Source organism: Micromonospora acroterricola, from assembly GCF_003172955.1.
GTDB classification, from domain to species: Bacteria; Actinomycetota; Actinomycetes; order Mycobacteriales; family Micromonosporaceae; genus Micromonospora; species Micromonospora acroterricola.
The window spans coordinates 1-18,880 of sequence record NZ_QGKR01000166.1 but is presented as its reverse complement, the minus strand read 5'-3'; the positions used below and the strand labels follow the sequence as shown (position 1 = coordinate 18,880).

Annotated in this window: 19 protein-coding genes and 1 tRNA gene; 7 read left to right on the top strand and 13 right to left on the bottom strand. The window is 73.0% G+C overall.

What is annotated here, in order from left to right:
• Nucleotides 1-112 precede the first annotated feature (112 nt).
• On the top strand, nucleotides 113-823 hold the full coding sequence (locus DKT68_RS10450) for a class I SAM-dependent methyltransferase (RefSeq protein ID WP_109817209.1): 711 nt from the start codon (nucleotides 113-115) through the stop codon (nucleotides 821-823).
• A 75-nt stretch (nucleotides 824-898) separates the two neighbouring features.
• On the opposite strand, the gene DKT68_RS10445 is transcribed toward DKT68_RS10450, so the two are convergent.
• The gene (locus DKT68_RS10445) at nucleotides 899-1,441 is read right to left on the bottom strand and encodes a YbhB/YbcL family Raf kinase inhibitor-like protein (RefSeq protein WP_109817208.1); all 543 of its coding nucleotides are present in this window, start codon (nucleotides 1,439-1,441) and stop codon (nucleotides 899-901) included.
• Nucleotides 1,442-1,580: 139 nt separating this feature from the next.
• On the opposite strand from DKT68_RS10445, the gene DKT68_RS31140 reads away from it, so the two are divergent.
• Entirely contained in the window at nucleotides 1,581-1,739 is a 159-nt protein-coding gene (locus DKT68_RS31140; RefSeq protein ID WP_161556639.1) for a hypothetical protein, read from the top strand.
• Between the two features lie 240 nt (nucleotides 1,740-1,979).
• Here the strand turns inward: DKT68_RS31140 and DKT68_RS10440 are convergent.
• Nucleotides 1,980-2,066: transfer RNA gene (locus DKT68_RS10440), tRNA-Ser, on the bottom strand.
• A gap of 188 nt (nucleotides 2,067-2,254) precedes the next feature.
• Between DKT68_RS10440 and DKT68_RS10435 the strand changes: the two genes are divergently transcribed.
• Nucleotides 2,255-3,232, top strand: coding sequence for an NAD(P)H-quinone oxidoreductase (locus DKT68_RS10435; protein ID WP_109817207.1), 978 nt, complete (start codon nucleotides 2,255-2,257; stop codon nucleotides 3,230-3,232).
• A gap of 33 nt (nucleotides 3,233-3,265) precedes the next feature.
• Here the strand turns inward: DKT68_RS10435 and soxR are convergent, their stop codons facing one another.
• Both soxR and DKT68_RS10425 read right to left on the bottom strand, forming a co-directional pair.
• Entirely contained in the window at nucleotides 3,266-3,724 is a 459-nt protein-coding gene (soxR, locus tag DKT68_RS10430; protein WP_109817206.1) for a redox-sensitive transcriptional activator SoxR, read from the bottom strand.
• A 160-nt stretch (nucleotides 3,725-3,884) separates the two neighbouring features.
• Nucleotides 3,885-4,589, bottom strand: coding sequence for a glycosyltransferase family 2 protein (locus DKT68_RS10425; protein WP_109817205.1), 705 nt, complete (start codon nucleotides 4,587-4,589; stop codon nucleotides 3,885-3,887).
• 124 nt (nucleotides 4,590-4,713) lie between these two features.
• Here DKT68_RS10425 and DKT68_RS10420 point away from each other — a divergent pair, with 124 nt between their 5' ends.
• Complete coding sequence (locus DKT68_RS10420; RefSeq protein WP_201748984.1) at nucleotides 4,714-6,918, top strand: phospholipid carrier-dependent glycosyltransferase; 2,205 nt, start codon at nucleotides 4,714-4,716, stop codon at nucleotides 6,916-6,918.
• Nucleotides 6,919-7,111: 193 nt separating this feature from the next.
• Nucleotides 7,112-8,707, top strand: coding sequence for a ricin-type beta-trefoil lectin domain protein (locus DKT68_RS10415; RefSeq protein ID WP_109817204.1), 1,596 nt, complete (start codon nucleotides 7,112-7,114; stop codon nucleotides 8,705-8,707).
• 40 nt (nucleotides 8,708-8,747) lie between these two features.
• On the opposite strand, the gene DKT68_RS10410 is transcribed toward DKT68_RS10415, so the two are convergent.
• The 6 genes from DKT68_RS10410 to DKT68_RS10385 all read right to left on the bottom strand — a co-directional run bounded on the left by DKT68_RS10410 (nucleotide 8,748) and on the right by DKT68_RS10385 (nucleotide 14,563).
• Complete coding sequence (locus DKT68_RS10410; protein WP_109817203.1) at nucleotides 8,748-9,356, bottom strand: hypothetical protein; 609 nt, start codon at nucleotides 9,354-9,356, stop codon at nucleotides 8,748-8,750.
• A gap of 56 nt (nucleotides 9,357-9,412) precedes the next feature.
• A complete protein-coding gene (locus DKT68_RS10405) occupies nucleotides 9,413-10,843 on the bottom strand; it encodes a sensor histidine kinase (RefSeq protein ID WP_407940724.1) in 1,431 nt (476 codons plus the stop codon).
• Between the two features lie 46 nt (nucleotides 10,844-10,889).
• Entirely contained in the window at nucleotides 10,890-11,582 is a 693-nt protein-coding gene (locus tag DKT68_RS10400; RefSeq protein ID WP_109817201.1) for a response regulator transcription factor, read from the bottom strand.
• A gap of 103 nt (nucleotides 11,583-11,685) precedes the next feature.
• Nucleotides 11,686-12,198 carry a hypothetical protein gene (locus DKT68_RS10395; RefSeq protein WP_109817211.1) on the bottom strand — a complete coding sequence of 171 codons (513 nt, stop codon included), beginning with the start codon at nucleotides 12,196-12,198 and terminating at the stop codon, nucleotides 11,686-11,688.
• A gap of 124 nt (nucleotides 12,199-12,322) precedes the next feature.
• Nucleotides 12,323-13,324, bottom strand: coding sequence for an aminoglycoside phosphotransferase family protein (locus DKT68_RS10390; RefSeq protein ID WP_109817210.1), 1,002 nt, complete (start codon nucleotides 13,322-13,324; stop codon nucleotides 12,323-12,325).
• Between the two features lie 66 nt (nucleotides 13,325-13,390).
• Nucleotides 13,391-14,563 carry a thiolase family protein gene (locus tag DKT68_RS10385; RefSeq protein ID WP_109817200.1) on the bottom strand — a complete coding sequence of 391 codons (1,173 nt, stop codon included), beginning with the start codon at nucleotides 14,561-14,563 and terminating at the stop codon, nucleotides 13,391-13,393.
• A 128-nt stretch (nucleotides 14,564-14,691) separates the two neighbouring features.
• Here DKT68_RS10385 and DKT68_RS10380 point away from each other — a divergent pair, with 128 nt between their 5' ends.
• Complete coding sequence (locus DKT68_RS10380) at nucleotides 14,692-15,120, top strand: PH domain-containing protein (protein ID WP_109817199.1); 429 nt, start codon at nucleotides 14,692-14,694, stop codon at nucleotides 15,118-15,120.
• 36 nt (nucleotides 15,121-15,156) lie between these two features.
• On the opposite strand, the gene DKT68_RS10375 is transcribed toward DKT68_RS10380, so the two are convergent.
• Nucleotides 15,157-16,071 carry a rhomboid family intramembrane serine protease gene (locus DKT68_RS10375; protein WP_109817198.1) on the bottom strand — a complete coding sequence of 305 codons (915 nt, stop codon included), beginning with the start codon at nucleotides 16,069-16,071 and terminating at the stop codon, nucleotides 15,157-15,159.
• A gap of 100 nt (nucleotides 16,072-16,171) precedes the next feature.
• A complete protein-coding gene (locus DKT68_RS10370) occupies nucleotides 16,172-16,702 on the bottom strand; it encodes a peptidylprolyl isomerase (RefSeq protein ID WP_109817197.1) in 531 nt (176 codons plus the stop codon).
• Nucleotides 16,703-16,786: 84 nt separating this feature from the next.
• Here DKT68_RS10370 and DKT68_RS10365 point away from each other — a divergent pair, with 84 nt between their 5' ends.
• Nucleotides 16,787-17,554 carry a hypothetical protein gene (locus DKT68_RS10365; protein ID WP_109817196.1) on the top strand — a complete coding sequence of 256 codons (768 nt, stop codon included), beginning with the start codon at nucleotides 16,787-16,789 and terminating at the stop codon, nucleotides 17,552-17,554.
• Nucleotides 17,555-17,623: 69 nt separating this feature from the next.
• Here DKT68_RS10365 and corA read toward each other — a convergent pair whose 3' ends face one another.
• Entirely contained in the window at nucleotides 17,624-18,682 is a 1,059-nt protein-coding gene (corA, locus tag DKT68_RS10360; RefSeq protein ID WP_407940723.1) for a magnesium/cobalt transporter CorA, read from the bottom strand.
• Nucleotides 18,683-18,880 lie beyond the last annotated feature (198 nt).

Sequence of the window (18,880 nt, the reverse complement as noted above, 5' to 3'; positions counted from 1 at the left end):
CCCCCGACCGCAATTCGGCCACCCCGCTGCCCCGCTTCTTCTGCCATCCGAGCGGATGATTCACTCTGTCGGTCCAGGCACGGGTCGAGTTCATATCGTGAGGAATCGACGCATGGCAGATATCACTGGGGATCAGCGCGTCCAGTCCGAGGTACTGGAGGGTCTGGCGACAGCTGTCAACCACCGTCGCTGGTTCGTCGAACTGGCGGTGCCGTACCTCGGTGACGACCCGATCGAGATCGGCAGCGGTCTCGGTGACTACGCGCTGGAATGGTCACAGCGACTGCCCCGCTTCACCGCCACCGAGGCCGATCCGGACCGGCTGGTGCAGCTCAAGGAGCGTCTCGCCGACCACCCGAGCATCGATGTCCGGCAGATGTTGCTGCCGCACAGCGACCGGGGCGACTACAGCGCCGCGGTGTCGTACAACGTGCTGGAGCACATCGAGGACCACGTCGGCGCCCTGCGCAGCATGCGCGACCTGGTCCGACCCGGCGGCGCCGTGATCATCATCGTGCCGGCCTTCCAGTTCGCCATGAGCCCGGCCGACATCGCCACGGGGCACGTCCGCCGGTACACGAAGAAGACGCTCGGGGCGGCGATGACCGAGGCCGGCCTGACCGTCGAGAAGATCCACTACGCCAACGCGCTGGGCCTGCTCGGCTACTTCATGGCCACCAAGGTCTTCCGGCTGATGCCGAAGGAGGGCCCCATGGTCAAGGTGTACGACACCGTCGTCCTCCCCGCCACCAAGGCCGCCGAACAGCGCATCCGACCCCCGTTCGGCCAGTCCGTCTTCGCCGTGGCCCGAGTCCCCGCCTGATCCGTACCGGCCGCACCCCCGCGATCCTGCACTGCGGTCACGCAGCAAGTGCACGATCGCGCGGGTGTGGGGTGGTCAGTCCTTGATCTGGTACGTGGGGCGGATGACCGCCCGGGCCAGGGTGTGGAAGGTCAGGTTGAAGCCGACGTAGGCAGGGCTCGCGTCGGGCGTCAGGTCCAGGCGGTCGACGTCGAGGGCGTGCACCGCGAAGACGTACCGGTGCGGACGGTCACCGGCCGGCGGGGCCGCCCCGCCGTAGCCCTGCTCGCCGTAGTCGTTGCGCACGGAGAAAGCTCCCCCGAGGTCGGTGCCCGCCGCGCCGCCCGCACCACTGGGCAGCTGCGTGACGTCGGCCGGCACGTTCACCAGCACCCAGTGCCAGAAGCCGCTGCCGGTCGGCGCGTCGGGGTCGTAACAGGTGACGGTGAAGCTCTTCGTCTCGGCGGGGAAGTCCGACCAGGTCAGCTGCGGAGAGACGTTGCCGCCACCGGTGCTGTCGTGCGCGTGCCGAGCGCCCATCGGCTCGCCGTTCTGCACGTCGTCGCTGGTCAGCGTGAACGAGGGCACCGTCGGCAGCAGCTCGTACGGGTCCGGGGCGATCGGTCGTTCCAGGGTCATCGGGACGCGTCCTTCCGGTGTTGCACGAAGATTCCTGCCCCTTCTTACCCCGTCGGGGCCCCTCCGACGACTGGAAGCGGTCGGCTCGGTCTCGCAGCGCTACCGTTGAGCCGGGGGCAACGCTCCGCAGGGGGACATCGTGGCCGGGATCTGGCGGGACTTCGTGGTGGCGGTCCTCACCGCGCTGCGCCGCCAGGACGAGCGGGCCATCGCCGAGGAGCGCCGGCGCGCGGTCGAGCGACTGGCCGACGAGGTTATCCGCGAGGACCGACGGCGAGCCCCGGACCCACCAGGGTGACGGCGCGAGACGGCCCAGCTCCCGATCCGGCTGGCACGGGGCGATGGGAAGTCGGGTGCGCCGGTAGTCTGCCGCGACATGGGTGCGATCAAACCGTGGCATCTCGCCACCCTCTGCTGTCTGCTCAGCTCGCTGGCGCTGATCGCCGGCCTCGCCTGGTACCTGGTGAGCCGGACGAACCGCCGCCAGCGCCCCTGACCGGCTCTCGCGCCGGCCAGGTGCGTCGTCGCGGTGCGGCGGCGGAGGGTGTGGGATTCGAACCCACGAAGACATCGCTGCCTTACCGGTTTTCAAGACCAGCGCCATCGGCCACTAGGCGAACCCTCCCGGGCCGTCACCCGGAGGTGCACGGCCGTGCCTAGTCTGCCACGGCCACCCGGCGTACGGGCCGGCGTCCCTCCCCTGATCGGATGGGCACTGGGGGCGCCGAACCCGGCGTGGCGCGTCCACAGTGGTCGACGGGGGCGAAGCGGGTGCGTCTGCGGCCGGCGGTGGCATGGGGTAAGACTGAGGCCATGCGTGCCATCACCGTTCCGCAGCCCGGAGGACCCGACGCGCTGGCCTGGGTCGAGGTGCCCGATCCCGAGCCCGGCCCGGGCGAGGTGGTCGTGGACGTCCGGGCCAGCGGGGTCAACCGCGCCGACCTCCTGCAACGGCAGGGCCACTACCCGCCGCCCCCGGGCGCCCCGGACCACCCCGGGCTGGAGTGCTCCGGGGTGATCAGCGTAATCGGCCCGGAGGTGACCGGCTGGGCTGTCGGCCAGCAGGTCTGCGCGCTGCTGGCCGGTGGCGGGTACGCCGAGCGCGTCGCGGTGCCCGCCGGGCAGCTCCTGCCGGTGCCGGCCGGCGTCGACCTCGTGGACGCCGCGGCGCTGCCGGAGGTGGCCTGCACGGTCTGGTCGAACGTGGTCCGGGAGGGTCGCCTCCGGTCGGGCGAGACGCTGCTCGTGCACGGCGGAGGCAGCGGGATCGGCACCTTCGCGGTGCAGCTCGGGGTGGCCCTCGGCGCCACCGTGCTGGCGACCGCCCGATCGGCGAAGCATCCCCGGCTGCGCGAGCTGGGAGCGGCGCACGTGATCGACTACCGGGAACAGGACTTCGTCGAGGAGGTCCGGCGGGTCACCGACGGTCACGGCGCCGACGTCGTACTCGACATCATGGGCGCGTCGTATCTGGGCCGGAACGTCGCCGCGCTGGCCACCGGCGGCCGGCTGGTGGTGATCGGGTTGCAGGGTGGCCGCAAGGCGGAGCTGGACCTCGGCGCGCTGCTCACCAAGCGGGCCAGCGTCACGGCGACCACCCTGCGCGCTCGGCCGCTGGCCGAGAAGGCGGAGATCGTGCGGGGCGTACGCGACGAGGTGTGGCCGCTGGTCGAGGCCGGCGAGGTGCGGCCGGTGGTGGACCGACGGCTGCCGATCACCGAGGCGCCACAGGCGCACCGGCTGGTCGAGTCGAACGACCACGTCGGCAAGGTGCTGCTCACCATCGGGTGACACCGGTCGGGCCACCGGCGGACCGGGACCGCCTCAGGCGGACGGGTCGGACGCCTCGCGAGGCAGCATCAGCCGGGCGCCGGGGCCCTCGCCGGCCAGGGCGTCGCCGGGGTTGTAGAGCGTGCAGCGTTGCAGGGACAGGCAACCGCAGCCGATGCAGCCGTCCAGGTCGTCGCGGAGCTTGCTGAGCAGCCGGATCCGCTCGTCCAGCCGCCCTCGCCAGCTGGCCGAGAGTCGCGCCCAGTCCTGCGGGCTGGGCGTACGGGCGTCGGGGAGCGAGTCGAGTGCGGCGCGGATCTCCTCCAGGGAGACGCCGACCTGCTGGGAGATCCGGATGAACGCCACCCGCCGCAGCTCGGCGCGGGCGTACCGGCGCTGGTTGCCGCCGGTGCGGTTGGCGCGGATCAGGCCGAGGCGCTCGTAGTAGCGCAGCGCCGAGGGTGCCACACCGGAGCGGACGGACAGCTCGCCGATCGTCAGTGCGTCCTGCATCACCCGGTCCTTGAGTTGAAGTGTGCTTCAACTACAGGCTAGCCGGACGACGACCGCAATCACCAACCCGACAGGGCCACCGGGCTGCGCCGCTCGGTCGACGGTTTCCGGGCCGCGGCGCTGCTGGGCCCCGGTCGCTGAGCGGGGCTGCTCGCGTGGGTCAGCGGGTGGTGACGGTGGGACGGCGGCGGGCGCGTTCCCGGCCGAGGATCCAGATCGCCTCGACGCCGTCCTTCCAGGTGATCTTCTTGCCCTCTTCGCGGCCGCGCGCCCGATAGCTGATCGGCACCTCGTACGGCCGGATCCGGCGGCGCAGCAGCTTGCCGGTCACCTCGGCCTCCATGCCGAAGCCGCGCGAACGCACGTCGAGCGACCGGTAGAGCGCCACCGGCATCAGCTTGAAGCAGGTTTCCAGGTCGCCGATGTAGGAGTTGAACAGGACGTTCGCCGCCATCGTGACGCCCTTGTTGCCCATCACGTACCAGAAGCTGTAGGCACTGTGGCTGCCGAAGGTGCGATTGCCGTAGACAACCGTGGCCCGCCCGTCGAGCACCGGGTCGAGCAGCTTGGGGATGTCCTGCGGGTCGTACTCCAGGTCGGCGTCGAGGATGACCATGTAGTCGCCCTCGGCGCTGTCCACCGCCGTCTTGATGGCCGCGCCCTTGCCGGCGTTGCGCGGGTGGGTGATGACCCGCAGACGCGCGTCGTCGGCGCTGCCGAGGATCTCACCGGTGCCGTCCCGGCTGCCGTCGTCGACGACGACGAGCTCGATCTCGCAGGGATAGTCCACCGCCAATGCCTGCTTGAGGGCATCCGCGATGCGTTCTTCCTCGTTGTAGACCGGCATGAGGATCGAGAGCTTCACGGGAATCTCCACGGTGGCGACAACACGTCGGGCATAGCCTAGCCTGGCTGGTCAGCCGGACGCCGGCCGCCACCGTCGGGCAGCCGGCGTGGCGGCTTCAGCCGGATGGTGTTTACTTCCCGCCATGTCGGCTGCCGGCTCCCTGCTCGCGGTGGTTCCCGCCGCCGCGGTGCTCCTGCTCACCGTCGCGACCAGGCCGCGCGGGGTCGGCGCGGTGGCACCGCTGCGGCTCGCCGCCGTGCGGGCCGCCCTGCTCACCGGCGTCTATGCGGTGCTCGTCGTCGAGGTGCTGGGTGCGCTGCACGTACTCACCCGACCGGCGTTCGTCGCCGCCTGGCTGCTCTTCCTGGCCGCCGCCGCGACAGCCGCCGGGCTGCGTCGGCGCCAGGTGGACCGGCTCCCGCAGCCGCCCGCCGAGGCGCCCCGGCCGGTACCGGTCGGCGCGGCCGTGCCCGCCGGCACCGTGCCGGAGACGCCCGCCCCGCTCGACCCGAGCGGCGAAGCCGGGCGTCCCCCCGCGCCGGCCCGGGCCGGCCGTACGCCCGCCGGCCTGCTCGCCATGGCGGCGGACACCTGGCGTACCGCCGGTCGGGGAGAGCGTCTACTCGCGGGCACGATCGGTGGGCTGGTTCTGCTGGAGCTGCTGGTCGCGCTCTTGGCCGCGCCGAACAACTTCGACTCGCAGACGTACCACCTGCCGAAGGTCGAGCACTGGGTTGCGCAGGGCGACCTGGACTTCTGGCCCACCGCCATCCACCGCCAGGTGACGATCCCGCCCGGCGCCGAGTACCTGCTGCTGCACCTGCGCCTGCTCACCGGCGGGGACCACCTGCACAACCTGGTGCAGTGGGCGGCCGGGGTCGGCTGCCTGCTGGTGGCCGCGCGGATCACGGCGCAGCTCGGCGGCAGCCGGCGAGCTCAGTTGATCACCGCGTTCGTGCTGACCAGCACGCCGATGGTGGCGCTGCAGGCGACCAGCACCCAGACCGACCTGGTCTGCGCGGCGTGGGTGGCGTGCGCGGCGACCCTGGTGCTGGACGGCATGCGCCGCCGTACCGGGTGGGGCACCCTGCTCGGCCTGGGGGCGGCCACCGGGCTGACCGCGGTGACCAAGACCAGCGGCCTGATCGCGGTCGGTCCGCTGCTGGTGCTCTGGGGGTTGGCCCAGCTCCGGCTGGCGCTGACCGGGGGCCCGACAACCGCTGCCGGGGTACGGGGGCCCCGACCGGCCGGTGGGGTGGCCCGCACGGTCGGCGGTTCGGTACTGATCCTGCTGGTCGGGGCCGTGGTGGTCGGCCCGTTCCTGGCCCGGGTGACCGCCGAGTTCGGGCACCCGCTGGGGCCGCCCCGACTGCGCGAGTCGATCCCGATGGAGCGGCACGACCCGCCGTCCATCCTGGTCAACGCGCTGCGGATCGGGCACACCGCGTTCGACACGCCGCTCGCGCCTCTGCGCCGGGCCGGCGCCGAGGCGATCATCGGCGGGGCGGACGCGATCGGGGTCGACCCGCAGGACCGGGCGATCACCTTCGGCCGGGAGGTCTTCCCGGAGCCCGCGTGGTACCCGGACGAGGACCGGGTGGCGTTCCCGCTCGCCGGGGCGCTGGCGCTGATCGGGGCGGCGGTCGCCCTCGCCCGGCCCCGCCGGATCGACCCGGGGCGGGCCGGGCCGCTGCGGGGGTACGCGGTGGCGGTGCTGGCCGCCGTACTGCTGCACACCGCCATGATCAAGTGGCAGCCGTGGGGCAACCGGCTGCTGCTCTACGCCCTGGTCCTCGCCGTGCCGCTGGCCGGGCTCTGGCTGGACGCGCTCTTCCGCCGCCACTCAACCGTCCCGGCAGACAAGCCCGGAACCGGCCGTGGGCGGCGGTCGGTGGCCACGGTGGCGGCGGTGACCGTGCTGGCCACCTCGGCGCTGGCCGGGGTGCTGGCGCTGTCGTACGGCTTCCCGCGCCGGCTGGTCGGTGCCGGCTCGGTCTTCACCACCTCGGACTGGGACACCCGGTTCCTGCGTCGCCCGCAGTGGGCCGACGAGTTCCGCTGGGCCGCGGCGGCGGTGCGGGACAGCGGCGCCCACCGCATCGGGCTGGTGCAGCAGAACGACAACTGGGAGTACCCGTGGTGGCTGCTGCTGCGGCACCCGGACGGCCGCTCGCCGGAGCTGGTGGCGTTGCAGTCGGTGCTGCCGGAGCGTCCGCCCGCCGACCCCGCCTCGGTCGACGCGATCGTCTGCACCGGCAGCCAGCCGGCGTGCGCCAAGCTGGTCCCGGCCGGCTGGCGGCTGGAGTTCCGCGGCTACGTCGGCTACGCGCTGCCGCCCGGCCGCTGACCCGGCGGGCCGCACCGACCACCGCGCGACCAGACCACACCCCACCCCGCACTCCCGCCGCCCGGATCGTCCGATCCGGGCGGTTCTGCATCCGGCGCGCAAGGATCCGAAGCGTATTCACATCCGTTGATCCGCACGTTACCGTCTGGTAACTCAATCGACGTCCCGCGATTGAGCCGAAAGGAGTGCGTCGATGCCTGCCACCCCCGCCAGGCCCGAACGCGCGACCCGACGACGGGCCATCACCGTCGCCGTCGCCGCTCTCGTCCTGCCGATGCTCGCCGGACCGGCCGCCCCCGCCACCGCCGCCGACCGGCCGACCGTCCAACCACTCCCCGCCAACCTGGAGGCCATCCGGGCCGCCGAGGCGACCGCCCTCTACGGCAGCCCGGCGATCCGCCCGATCGACCAACGCCGCACCGCCCTGATCACCATGGGCGACAGCGAGATCTCCGGCGAGGGCGTCGGCAACTACGTCCCCGGCACCCACGAGCCGGGCAACTGGTGCGACCGCTCGTACGACCAGGCGGTGTTCCGTACCGGCATCCCGTCGGACGCGCAGTACAACCTGGCCTGCTCCGGCGCCACCCCCTGGAACCTGATCGCCGGCGGTCCGACGCAGCACAACGAGTTGAACCAGGGCGACTACCTGGGAATCAAGGCGCGCAACACGCACGTGAAGCTGATCTGGGTGGTCGTCGGCGCGAACGGGGACGGCACCATCCAGTTCGGCCCGGTCGCCACCGACTGCGCCATCCGGCGGGTCTTCTTCCAGGGCGCCTGCTACGGCACCTACACCGACCAGTGGACGATCCGCACCGACGGCAGCCGCCGGGCGGTGACCGACGCGCTCACCGACATCCGGCAGACCATGACCAACGCCGGCTACCTGCGCTCGGACTACGAACTGGTGCTCATGTCGTACCCGAGCCCCGGCAGCCCCGACGTGGAGGACAACCCGAACTTCCCCGGCTGGTACTCCGGCGGCTGCCTGCTCTACCTGGCCGACGCGGCGTTCGCCCGCAACAAGGCGGTGCCGTTGTTCGAGTCGGCGCTGCGCGCCGCGGCCTCCGCGACCGGCACCCGCTACCTGGACGCCAGCCGGCTCTTCCACGGCCACGAGGTGTGCACCGACAACACCTCGGTGCGGGGCCTCTACATCGAGATCGGGATCTGGGACGAGAACGCCGCCCGGCAGTCGTTCCACCCCAATGCCCGCGGGCACGGCATGTTCGCCCAGTGCATCACCCAGTTCTGGAACTCCGGGCAGGAGCGGGCCACCTGCGTCGACCCGGCCAGCACCGGCGGCGGCGTGCTCCACCCCGGTCTGCTGGAGTTCAAGCAGCTGCGCAACCTCGCCACCGGCACCTGTGTCGACGGCAGGGGGTACGACTCACGAAACGGCACCGCCCAGCAGCCGTACACCTGCCACGGTGGGCGTAACCAGGGCTTCTGGTACGACGCCACCCGCCGGTCGCTGCACTCGGAGCTCTCCCACGACCGGTGCCTCGACATCGCGAACGGGTCGATGACCGCCGGCACCGCGGTCAACATCTACGACTGCAACGGCAGCGCCGCCCAGCAGTTCGTCCTCGCCGGCAACCAGCTCAAGCCGGCCGGCGCCAGCACCCTCTGCGTGGCGTTCGACAACCCCTGGCTGGGTAGCCCCCGGCTGCGGTTGGCCGGCTGCTCCACCAGCACCCGGCAGCAGTGGTCGTTCGAGTCCCGCGCCTTCGCCAACCCGGTCGGCTACGGTCACGACGACTTCATCGGCTCCCGCGTCTACTGATGTGGTGCGGGAAGGGCCCCTTGGTGACAAGGGGCCCTTCTCACCTGGTGCCGGGGATGAGGATCAGCCGGGCCACACCCTTGTCGCCGTCCTTCGCGCCCGCCACGCCGAGCGTCGCGCCGACCTTGACCTCGCTCGGCTGCACGGTGGCGCGCCGCTCGACGACCCGCAGGTCGTCGCCGAAGGTCCACGTCATCGTGAAGCCGTCGGTGGACTTCACGGTCATCGAGTCGCCGTCGACCGCGGTCACCTCGCCGCGCTGCACGGCAACGGTCTGCTCAGCGCCGTCCTTGCTCTGCACCACCGCCTCGCCGTGCAGGGTGTTCCTGCGCAGCAGCACCCGGGCCTGGCGGCGCTTGCGCCAGTCCTCGCCGTGCTTCTGCCGGGCCTTCTCCCCCGCGCTGGGGGATGGGCCGGGCGTGGCCGATCCGCCGGGCGCCGGGGCGGCGACGGTCCGCACGTCCAGGTCGGTGGCGTCGAAGCCCATCGCGGCCAACGCCTGCCCCTCCACGCCCATCGCCGCGGCGACGTCGACCGCCGCCTCCCGGGCGGGTTGGCCGGCCACCTCGGCCGCGCCGCAGCCGCTCACACCGAGCGCGACCGCCACCAGCAGCGACGTGGTGGCGGTGGCGTATCCCCAACGTGGCATGACTCTCCCTCTCGTCCGTGGAGCCCTCAGCCTGCCCGGCGACGACGAGCGGAGCGTCAGGCCGATGTTCGGGTCCGGTAAGGATCACCGGGCAGCCGGACCGTGAAGGCCGCTCCCCCCTCGGGCGCGTGGCCCGCGACGATCTCCCCACCCAGCCGGCGGACCAGCCCGGCGGCCAGCGCCAGCCCCAGCCCGCTGCCCACCTTGCGCACCCCCCGGTAGCGCTGGTGCAGAGCACCCCGCTCGAACGCCACCGCCAGGTCGTCGTCCGTGAAGCCCGGCCCGCCGTCCCGGACCTCCAGCACGCCGCCGGCGGCCGGGTCCGCGCCGACCGGCCGGACCGCGAGCACCACCGGCGCCCCCGGGGGTACGACCCGGAGCGCGTTCTCCAGCAGCCCGTCCACCACCTGCCGGATCCGCCCCGGATCGGTGTACGCCGGCACCGGCCCACCGGGCGTCTCGACCCGGAACGGCACCCCGACCGCCGCGCACCGGCCGGACCAGGTCGGCTCGGCGTCGACGGCGAGCCGGGCCAGGTCCACCGGCACCGGTTCCAGCGGGAAGTCGGCGGCCTCCAGCCGGGCCAATGCCAGCAGGTCGCCGATCAACCGGTCCAGGTGCTGGGCCTCGGCCAGCACCGTCCGGCCGGTGTCGGCGGTGCCGTCCGCCCCGATCACGCCGTCGGCCAGCGCCTCGGCGTACCCGCGGATCGCGGTCAACGGGGTTCGCAGCTCGTGCGACACGGAGAGAAGGAACTCCCGCTGCCGGCCCTCGCTGGTGGCCAGCGCGGCGGCCAACCCGTTCAGGGCCTCGGCCAGATCGGCGACCTCGTCCGGCGGCTCGACCGGCACCCGGACCGTGCGGTCCCCGGCGCGCAGCCGGGCGGCGGCGGTGGCCGCGACGCGGATCGGCCGGGCCAACCGGCGGGCCAGCAGCAGCCCGGCCACCACGCCGGCGGCCAGCCCGGCCAGCAGCGGCACCCAGAGGCTGCGCAGCACCTGCCGCCACAGCCCGTTCGCCGACGCTCGGGAGAGCACCACCCCGTTGCCGCCGGGCAGCGCCCGACCCTCCACGAACGCGCGTCTGCCGTTGACCGCGCGGCGGACCGACACGTTGCGTCCCTGCTCGATCCGCTGCACCACCCGGGGCGGCAGGCCCGGCCGGTCGACCGCCCCCCGCCGGATCAGGTACGCGTCGATGCCCTGGGCGCGCAGCTGCTGGATGAGCCGCTCCTCGTCGGCGGAGCGGCCCCGGTCCAGCCGGGTCCGCAGCACCTCGGCGGCGAGTCGGGCCTGCGCGGCGAGCGCCTCCTGATCGCGCCGCTCCACGCCCCGGATCGCCAGCGGCACCGCGACGATCGCGGTGACCAGCACCGACACCAGCGCCACCGCGCACGTGACCAGCACCGCTCGGGCCGTCAGCGTCCGACCGAACCGGCTGCGCCTGGGTGCGGCCGAGGGCCGGGCGCCCACCACCGGCAGCGGCATGGTCGGCGACTCGGGTCGCGGCGGGGTCTGTGGCCGGCCGGGTTGGTCAGGCATCGACCGCGTACCCCACGCCCCGGTGGGTCCGGATCACGCTGGCCGGGCCCAGCTTCGCCCGCACCTGGGCGACGTGCACGTCGACCGTGCGGGTGCCGGCGTGCGCCGCGTAACCCCACACGCCCGCGAGCAGCTCCTCCCGGGTGAAGACCCGCCCGGGCCGGGCCATCAGGTGGGCCAGCAGATCGAACTCGGTGGAGGTGAGCTGCACCGGAGCGCCGGCGGCGGTGACCGTCCGACGGGCCGGGTCGAGCGTCACCGGGCCGACGACGCGCGGCCGGTCCGCGCCCTCCGGTCCGCCGGCCGAGCGGCGCAGCACCGCACGCACCCGGGCGACCAGCTCACGCGGGCTGAACGGCTTGGTGACGTAGTCGTCGGCGCCCAACTCCAGGCCGACGATCCGGTCGACCTCGTCGTCGCGAGCGGTGAGGAAGATGACCGGGGTCCAGTCGCCGGCCTCGCGCAGCCGGCGGCAGATCTCGGTGCCAGGCAGGCCGGGCAGGGCGATGTCCAGGACGCAGGCCACCGGACGCAGCCGGCGGGCGGCGGTCAGACCGGCCTCGCCGTCCCGCTCCAGGTGGACACCGAACCCGTCGCGGGCGAGGTAGAGCCGGACCAGGTCGGCGATGGCCGGCTCGTCCTCGACGACGAGGACGAGCCCGCGATGCGGCGCTTCGATGGTCACCGGCCCATGATTGCCGACCCGGTGGCCCCGGCGCGATCGGTGCGTGTTCGAGTTCGGTAAGGGCGGAGCGAAGAGCAGCCGCGGCGGGGAGACGGTGGGGCGGTCAGCGTGCCACGGCAGGGCGGAACACGCTGGGCCGCGCGGCGGCGGGCCCCTCGCCGATGGTGGCGACGATCCGCTCACGGGGCGTCCGCAGGCGGGTCCGGAAGGCGTGGTTCAGCAGGGCGTCGAGCTGCCACACCCGCTTCGGGTGGCTGGTGCGGATCAGGAAGCGCTCGCGGATCCCGTCGATCGCGGTGGCGGCCAGCTCGACCGAGTGCAGCCGCGGGTCCGGGCTCCAGGTGACGTTGCTCAGCTCACGCAGCTCGGTGTTGAGGTGCAGGCGCAGCCGGTGCAGCAGCCGGGTCTGCTGGGTCACCACCAGCCGACGGTGGGTGAGCAGCAGCAGGTAGTCGCCGGTGACCGGACGGTCGGGGCGGCTGCACCGGGTGACCAGGATGGTCGCGTCACCGGAGCCGACACAGCGGCGGAAGACCGGCATGTGCCGGCTAAGGGTCTGCACGGCCAGGCCGGCTTCGGCGGCGGCCGGAAGGAACGTTCGGGAGAAGACGTCCATGACCTGCCCAACGAACTCCTCGGCGGAGGTGACGTGGGTCACGGCGCTTTTTGGAAGTTCCACGCCCGAGCGTCGCACCGCCTGTCCGACTTCCGATCCGACCGGCTCGTGGTCAGGGTCGGGGTCAGAGCGGGTTGGCCTCGAACAGCTCGGCGAGCCAGCCCGGGACCGCCTCGGCGTACTCGGCGCGGGACGGGTCGGCGGTGTCCAGGGCCCGCCGCCAGGACAGCGACCGGCTGACCGCGCCGAGGGTCATCGCCAGATCGCTGGCCTCGACGAGAGTCGCACGGTCGTACCGGTCGGTCCACGCCTCCAGGTAGGCGTCGCGCAGCCGGGCCAGCCGGGCGTCGTCGGCCGCCAGCCCGGCGGCGTACCGGATGGAACGCAGGGTCACCAGCAGCGTGCCGAACGGGTGGGCCACCGAGGCGTCGCCCCAGTCGAAGTAGCGGTACCCGTCCGGGCCTGCGAACACGTTGCCGTCGTGCAGGTCGTCGTGCTGCACGGTGGCGGGGATCCCGATGTCGGCGAGCCGGCGGCACCGCTCGGCGTACGCCGGCAGCTCGGCCCGCAGCCGCTCGTACGTCTCCGGGCTCAGCCCGTCCTCGCTGCCGATCCGCAGCGACCCGTGATCGTCGAGCAGCTCGGCGAGCAGCCCCGGCAGCACCTCGGGGCGATGGTCCGGCACACCGAGGGCGACCAGTTCGTCCGCCCGGGACTCGCTCGCCAGCTGGAGGGCGGCGTACCCCGGCAGCGCCCGCTCCCAGTGCGCCAGGTCCGGGTCCCGGCCCAGCACGTCGCGCAGCGACTCCCCGCCGTCGGGCAGCAGTGACCAGCCCCGGACCGGATCCACCGCGATCGGTGTGAGCACCCGGTCGGGCGCCAGCCCGACCAGCGCCGCGACCAGGACGGCCTCGTGCACCGTGCCCGGGTTGTTGGCCTTGAACCAGACCGGCCCGCCGTCGGTCGGGACCCGCCAGACCAGGGACCACGGGCGCACCCGCGGCTCAACCGGCCCGGTCACCCGCCGGCCGGCCCGGCTCAGCTGCTCGTCGACCCAGGATCGGGCCCGCACCTGCCACTGCTCCCGGGACCAGTCGGGGGCACGTTCATCGGCGATCGTCGTCACGGTGGGCACCCTAGGCGGCCCGGAGGGCCGGGGCGAGGCGTTTTCCGGGACGACCCCGGGCGGGAGTCAGACCAGCTCGACGATGGTGGCGTTGGCCATGCCGCCGCCCTCGCACATGGTCTGCAGGCCGTAGCGGATCCCGTTGTCCCGCATGTGCTGGAGCATCGTCGTCATGATCCGGGCACCGGACCCGCCGAGCGGGTGGCCGAGGGCGATCGCCCCGCCGCGCGGGTTGAGCCGCTCCGGGTCCGCCTCGGTCTCCGCCAGCCACGCCAGCGGCACCGGGGCGAACGCCTCGTTCACCTCGTACACCCCGATCTCCTCGATGCCCAGCCCCGCGCGGCGCAGCGCCTTCGCGGTGGCCGGGATGGGAGCGGTGAGCATCGTGACGGGGTCGTCGGCGGCGACCACGGCGGTGTGGATCCGGGCGAGGGGACGCAGGCCGTGCCGGCTGGCCCACTCGGCGGTCGTGACCGCGAGCGCGGCGGCGCCGTCGGAGATCTGGGACGCGGACCCCGCGGTCACCACGCCGTCGGCGCGGAACGGGGTGGCCAGCTCGCCCAGCTTCTCCAGCGAGGTGTCCCGACGGATGCCCTCGTCGGCGGTGAACTTGCCGCCGTCGCCGACCGGCACCGGCGCCAGCTCCGGGTCGAACGCGCCGGCGTCCTGCGCGGCGGCCGCCTTCTCGTGGCTGGCCAGGGCGAACTCGTCGAGCTGGGTACGCGAGAAGCGCCACCGCCGGGCGATCAGCTCGGCCCCCACCCCCTGGTTGAACGGCAGTGGCGCGTCGGCGGCGAAGCCCTCCACGCCCCGGTAGCGGTCCCGCAACTGGTCGCTGAACGGCATGCCACCGGCCACGCTGGAGCCCATCGGCACCCGGGTCATCGACTCCACGCCACCGGCGATCACCAGGTCGGCCTGGCCGGAGAGGACCGTCGCGGCGGCGAAGTGCAGTGCCTGCTGGCTGGAGCCGCATTGCCGGTCCAGGGTGGTGCCGGGCACGGACTCGGGCCAGCCGGCGGCGAGCACGGCGTTGCGGGCGATGTTCCAGGACTGCTCGCCGACCTGGGACACGCAGCCCCAGAAGACGTCGTCGACCTGGGTAGGGTCGAGGCCGGTGCGCTCGGCGAGGGCGCGCAGCACGTGCGCCGAGAGGTCGACCGGGTGGACGCCGGCGAGACTGCCCTTGCGCCGCCCGACCGGAGTGCGTACCGCGCCGACGATGACCGCGTCACTCATGTTTACTCCCCGGTAACTTGGGCTGTCCCGATCCTACGTCGTCCGTCGACCGCCCGTCCGCCCCCGGTCCCGTGCACCCCCGGTCGTGCGCGGGCGCGTTCCCCGGTCGACGCTGGCATGCTGTTCGGATGGATGCCGAAGCTTCCCCGGTCGGGCAGTGGCGGGTGCCGGCGGGCGTGCCGCTGGCGAAGCTGGCCGGCGCGGTCGCCCTGGTGGCCGTCGGCCTGCTCCTCGCCGAGGGCGACCCGGTGCAGTTGACCCTGGTCGGGCTGGCCGTCGCCGGTCTGGTCGGCTGGGCACTGCGCGACCTGCTGGCGCCGGTCCGACTCGCGGTCGACCCGGCCGGCGTGGTGGTCGTGCAGGGTTTCGCCGGTCGCCGGCTGCTGCCCTGGGCCACGGTCGAGCGGATCACCGTGGACCGACGGCCCCGGCTCGGCCTGACCACCGACCTGCTGGAGATCGACACCGGCGAGTCGCTGCACCTGTTCGGCCGGTACGACCTGGGGGCGGCCCCGGACGAGGTGGCCGAGGCGCTACAGGCCGCACGCCCGGCCTGACGCAGCGCCCCTGGCGCCGGTGGGTGCGCCGACCGGTCAGCCGGCGAGCAGTTGCGCGGTACGGAACAGGACTAGACCGAGCAGGATCAACAGGATGATCGCGCCACCGGCGGCCTGCACCAGCGTGCGCCGGCCGCGCGGCGCGTACGCGAGCACCAGCGCCATCGCCCCGCCGACCACCAGTCCACCCAGGTGCCCGGGGATCGAGATGCCCGGCACCGTCAGCGTGAAGACCAGGTTGATGACGAGGATCGGGATCACCTGGGAGATGTCCCGACCCAGCTTGCGCTCGATGATGATCAGCGCGGCGAAGAGGCCGAAGACGGCGGTGGACGCCCCGGCGGTGGCCGAGTTCTGGGCGCTGAACAGGTAGGCCGCGACGTTGCCGCCGAGACCCGCGATCAGGTAGAGCGCGCCGAAGCGCAGCGGCCCGAGGTTGGCCTCCAGCGACCGGCCGAGCACCCACAGCGCCCACATGTTGAGCAGCAGATGGATCACGCCGTAGTGCAGGAACATGGCGGTGACCAGCCGGTACCACTGGCCATCGGCGACCCCGCCCAGCGTGCCGTCGGGGAAGACCGCCAGCCCGAGCACCGAACCCCAGTCGGTCAGCGGCGTGCTGCCGCCCATCAGGCCGCCGAAGCCGGAGCCGCCCACGGCCGCGTCCCCACCCCGGTCCGAGGCGATGGAGAGCAGCATGAGCAGCACGTTCAGCGCGATCAGCGCCTTGGTGACGTAGCCGTGCCGGCCGGCGGCACCGCCACCGAAGGCGGTACGCGCCGGCCGGACGCTGCGACGTCCCTCGTTGACGCACTCCGGGCACTGGTGCCCGACGGACGCGTCCCGCATGCAGTCCGGGCAGATCGGCCGGTCGCAGCGGGTGCACCGGACGTAGGTCTCCCTGCCGGGGTGCCGGTAGCAGACCGGGGCGGTCGGCGGAGACTCGCTCACCGGGCCGACCCTCCGTCCGCCACCACGCGGTCCACCGGCACCGGCCGGTGCGGTGCTCCGGAGCGCTCAATCATGCGAGCAAAGGTACCTCGCCGGTCGATCAGGCAGCGGACCGCTCGATCTCGACCCGCTCGATGACGACGTCCTGGAGCGGCCGGTCGCTCGGACCGGTCGGGGTGCTCGCGATCGAATCGACGACCTTCACCGACTGCTCGTCGGCCACCTGCCCGAAGATGGTGTGCCGGTTGTTGAGGTGCGGCGTCGGGGACACGGTGATGAAGAACTGCGAACCGTTGGTGCCCGGTCCGGCGTTCGCCATCGCCAGCAGGTACGGCCGGTCGAAGCGCAGCTCCGGGTGGAACTCGTCGGCGAACTTGTAGCCCGGCCCGCCCCGACCGGTGCCGGTCGGGTCGCCCATCTGGACCATGAAGCCGCTGATCACCCGGTGCGAGATGGTGCCGTCGTAGTACGGGCCACTGCCCGGCTGGCCGGTGCGCGGGTCGGTGTACTCCCGGTTGCCCTCGGCCAGGTCGATGAAGTTGCGAACCGTCTTCGGCGCGTGGTTGGGGAAGAGCTCCAGCCGGATCGGGCCAGCGTTGGTGTGCAGGGTGGCGTAGACAGCCTCGGCCACGGGTACTCCTCACTCGTTGGTCAGTTCCATGCGGATCCTCCCATGTGCCCGATCTGGCATCGCGGAGGCATCCGAAGGTGGAGGATGACGAAGGAACAACTCCCAGGAGGTGGGACCGTGTTTGGAATCGGGCGGCGTAAGTCCCGGAGTCAGCTTGCCAAGGCCGAGCTGAACCAGAGCATCAGCCACCTGATGCTGGCAGCCAACCACGCCGCCAAGGGCGCTGGCGCGACGGTCGGCCCTCGGGTCGAGGTGGCCCGCGGCTACGTCGGACCGGCCGCGGCCAAGGTGCGTGACCGCGCGTCGACCGGCTGGGGGACGACACTCACCACGCTGGCACCGCTGGCCGCGGCCGCCCGAGACGGCGCCGCCCAAGCGGGGCCGCTGACCAGGAAGGCCAGGTCGAAGAACATGCGGATCTCCGGCAAGAAGAAGCAGCCGCGTCGTCGCGGCTCCATGATGACCGGCCTGCTGGCGGCGGGCGCCATCGCCGGCCTGGCCGGCGCGGTCGCTCTCCGCCGTCGCCGGGAGCAGCAGGAGTGGGCCGAGTACGACCCGGCCCGCACCCTGGAGCCGATGCGCGACGAGGTCGACTCGATCGAGGTACGGACCCCGTCCACGCCCAAAGGGACCGACGGGTCGAGCATGGCCGGCATGACCGGCGCGGGCAGCTCGGCGGTGGCCGGCGGGGACAGCGCCAGCACCACCGGTCCGGCCAAGCAGACCAGCGTCCGGCCGACCGACAAGGTCCCCTCGGTCGCCGAGGGAGCCAAGGACGCCTCCGGGCGCCCGGCCGACGACCTCACCAAGGCGCTGGGCAAGGACACCGCCCGCACCAACGGCCGCCGCTGACCCAGCGAGCGCACCGAGCGCCGGCGAGAGCGGGATCCTCCCCGCCCGCCGGCGCTTCTGGACGGTCGGTCAGAGCCAGCCGTTGCGGCGGAACCAGCGGTAGAGGGCCAGCGAGACGCCGAGCATGAGAGCCAGGACGACGGGATAGCCGTACGTCATCTTCAGCTCGGGCATGTTGTCGAAGTTCATCCCGTAGATGCCGGCGATGGCCGTCCACACCGCGGCGATGCCGGCCCAGGCGGCAATCTTGCGCATGTCGTTGTTCTGGTCGACGGTGACCTGGGCCAACCGCGCCTGCAGGATCGAGTTCAGCAGGTCGTCGTAGGAGTTCACCTGCTCGACCGTGCGGCTCAGGTGATCCTGCACGTCCCGGAAGTAGCGCCGGATCTCCTTGGGCACGTCCCGGTTGACCTGTGAGGTCAGCGTCATCAGCGGCCGCTGCAACGGCACCACCGCCCGCTTGAACTCCACCAGCTCCCGCTTCATCTGGTAGATCCGCTGGATCCGGCCATGGCCGTTGCGGTCGAAGACCTCGGCCTCCAGCACGTCCAGGTCGTCTTCGAGCTGGTCGGCGACCTCCAGGTAGAGGTCGACCACCCGGTCGGTGATCGCGTACGCCACCGCCCACGGCCCCTGGAGCAGCAGCTCCTGCTTCGTCTCCAGGTCGGCGCGGACCGGCGAGAGCCGGCAGGCGTCGCCGTGCCGGACGCTGATCAGGAAGTTCGGGCCGATGAAGAGCATCACCTGGCCGGTCTCGACGACCTCGGAGTTCTCGGTCAGCTCGGCGTGCTCGCAGTACCGGGCGGTACGCAGCACGAGGAAGCTGACCTCGCCGAACCGCTCCAGCTTGGGACGCTGCTCCGCCTTCACCGCGTCCTCGACGGCCAGCTCGTGCAGGCCGTAGGTCTCCGCGATGGCGGTCATCTCGGTCAGCTCGGGCTGGTGCAGGCCGAGCCAGACGAACCCGTGCTCCTCGCGGCGCGCCGCCGCCAGCGCGTCCGCGTACGTCCACTCGCCGGGCTGCCGCTTGCCGTCGACGTAGAGCGCGCAGTCGACCACGCCACTGCGGCCGGTGCCGGCGGGAGCGGACACCGGCGGCGAGCCGTCGGCGTTGAGGATCCGGGTCATCGCCCGGACCGGGGACGGCCACGCCCGGGGTCGCAGCACCCGGGGGCCGTTCGACGGTGTCGTACCGCCCTGACCTGCCCGATCCGTCATCGCGACACCTCCCCGCGCTCGGCTGCCGCTTGAGGCTACGCCGGTCGCGAGCGGAGGCACGTGTGACGGCGGTCGCGTGGGGGCGGCGCCGGGCGGGCCGAGCCGCAT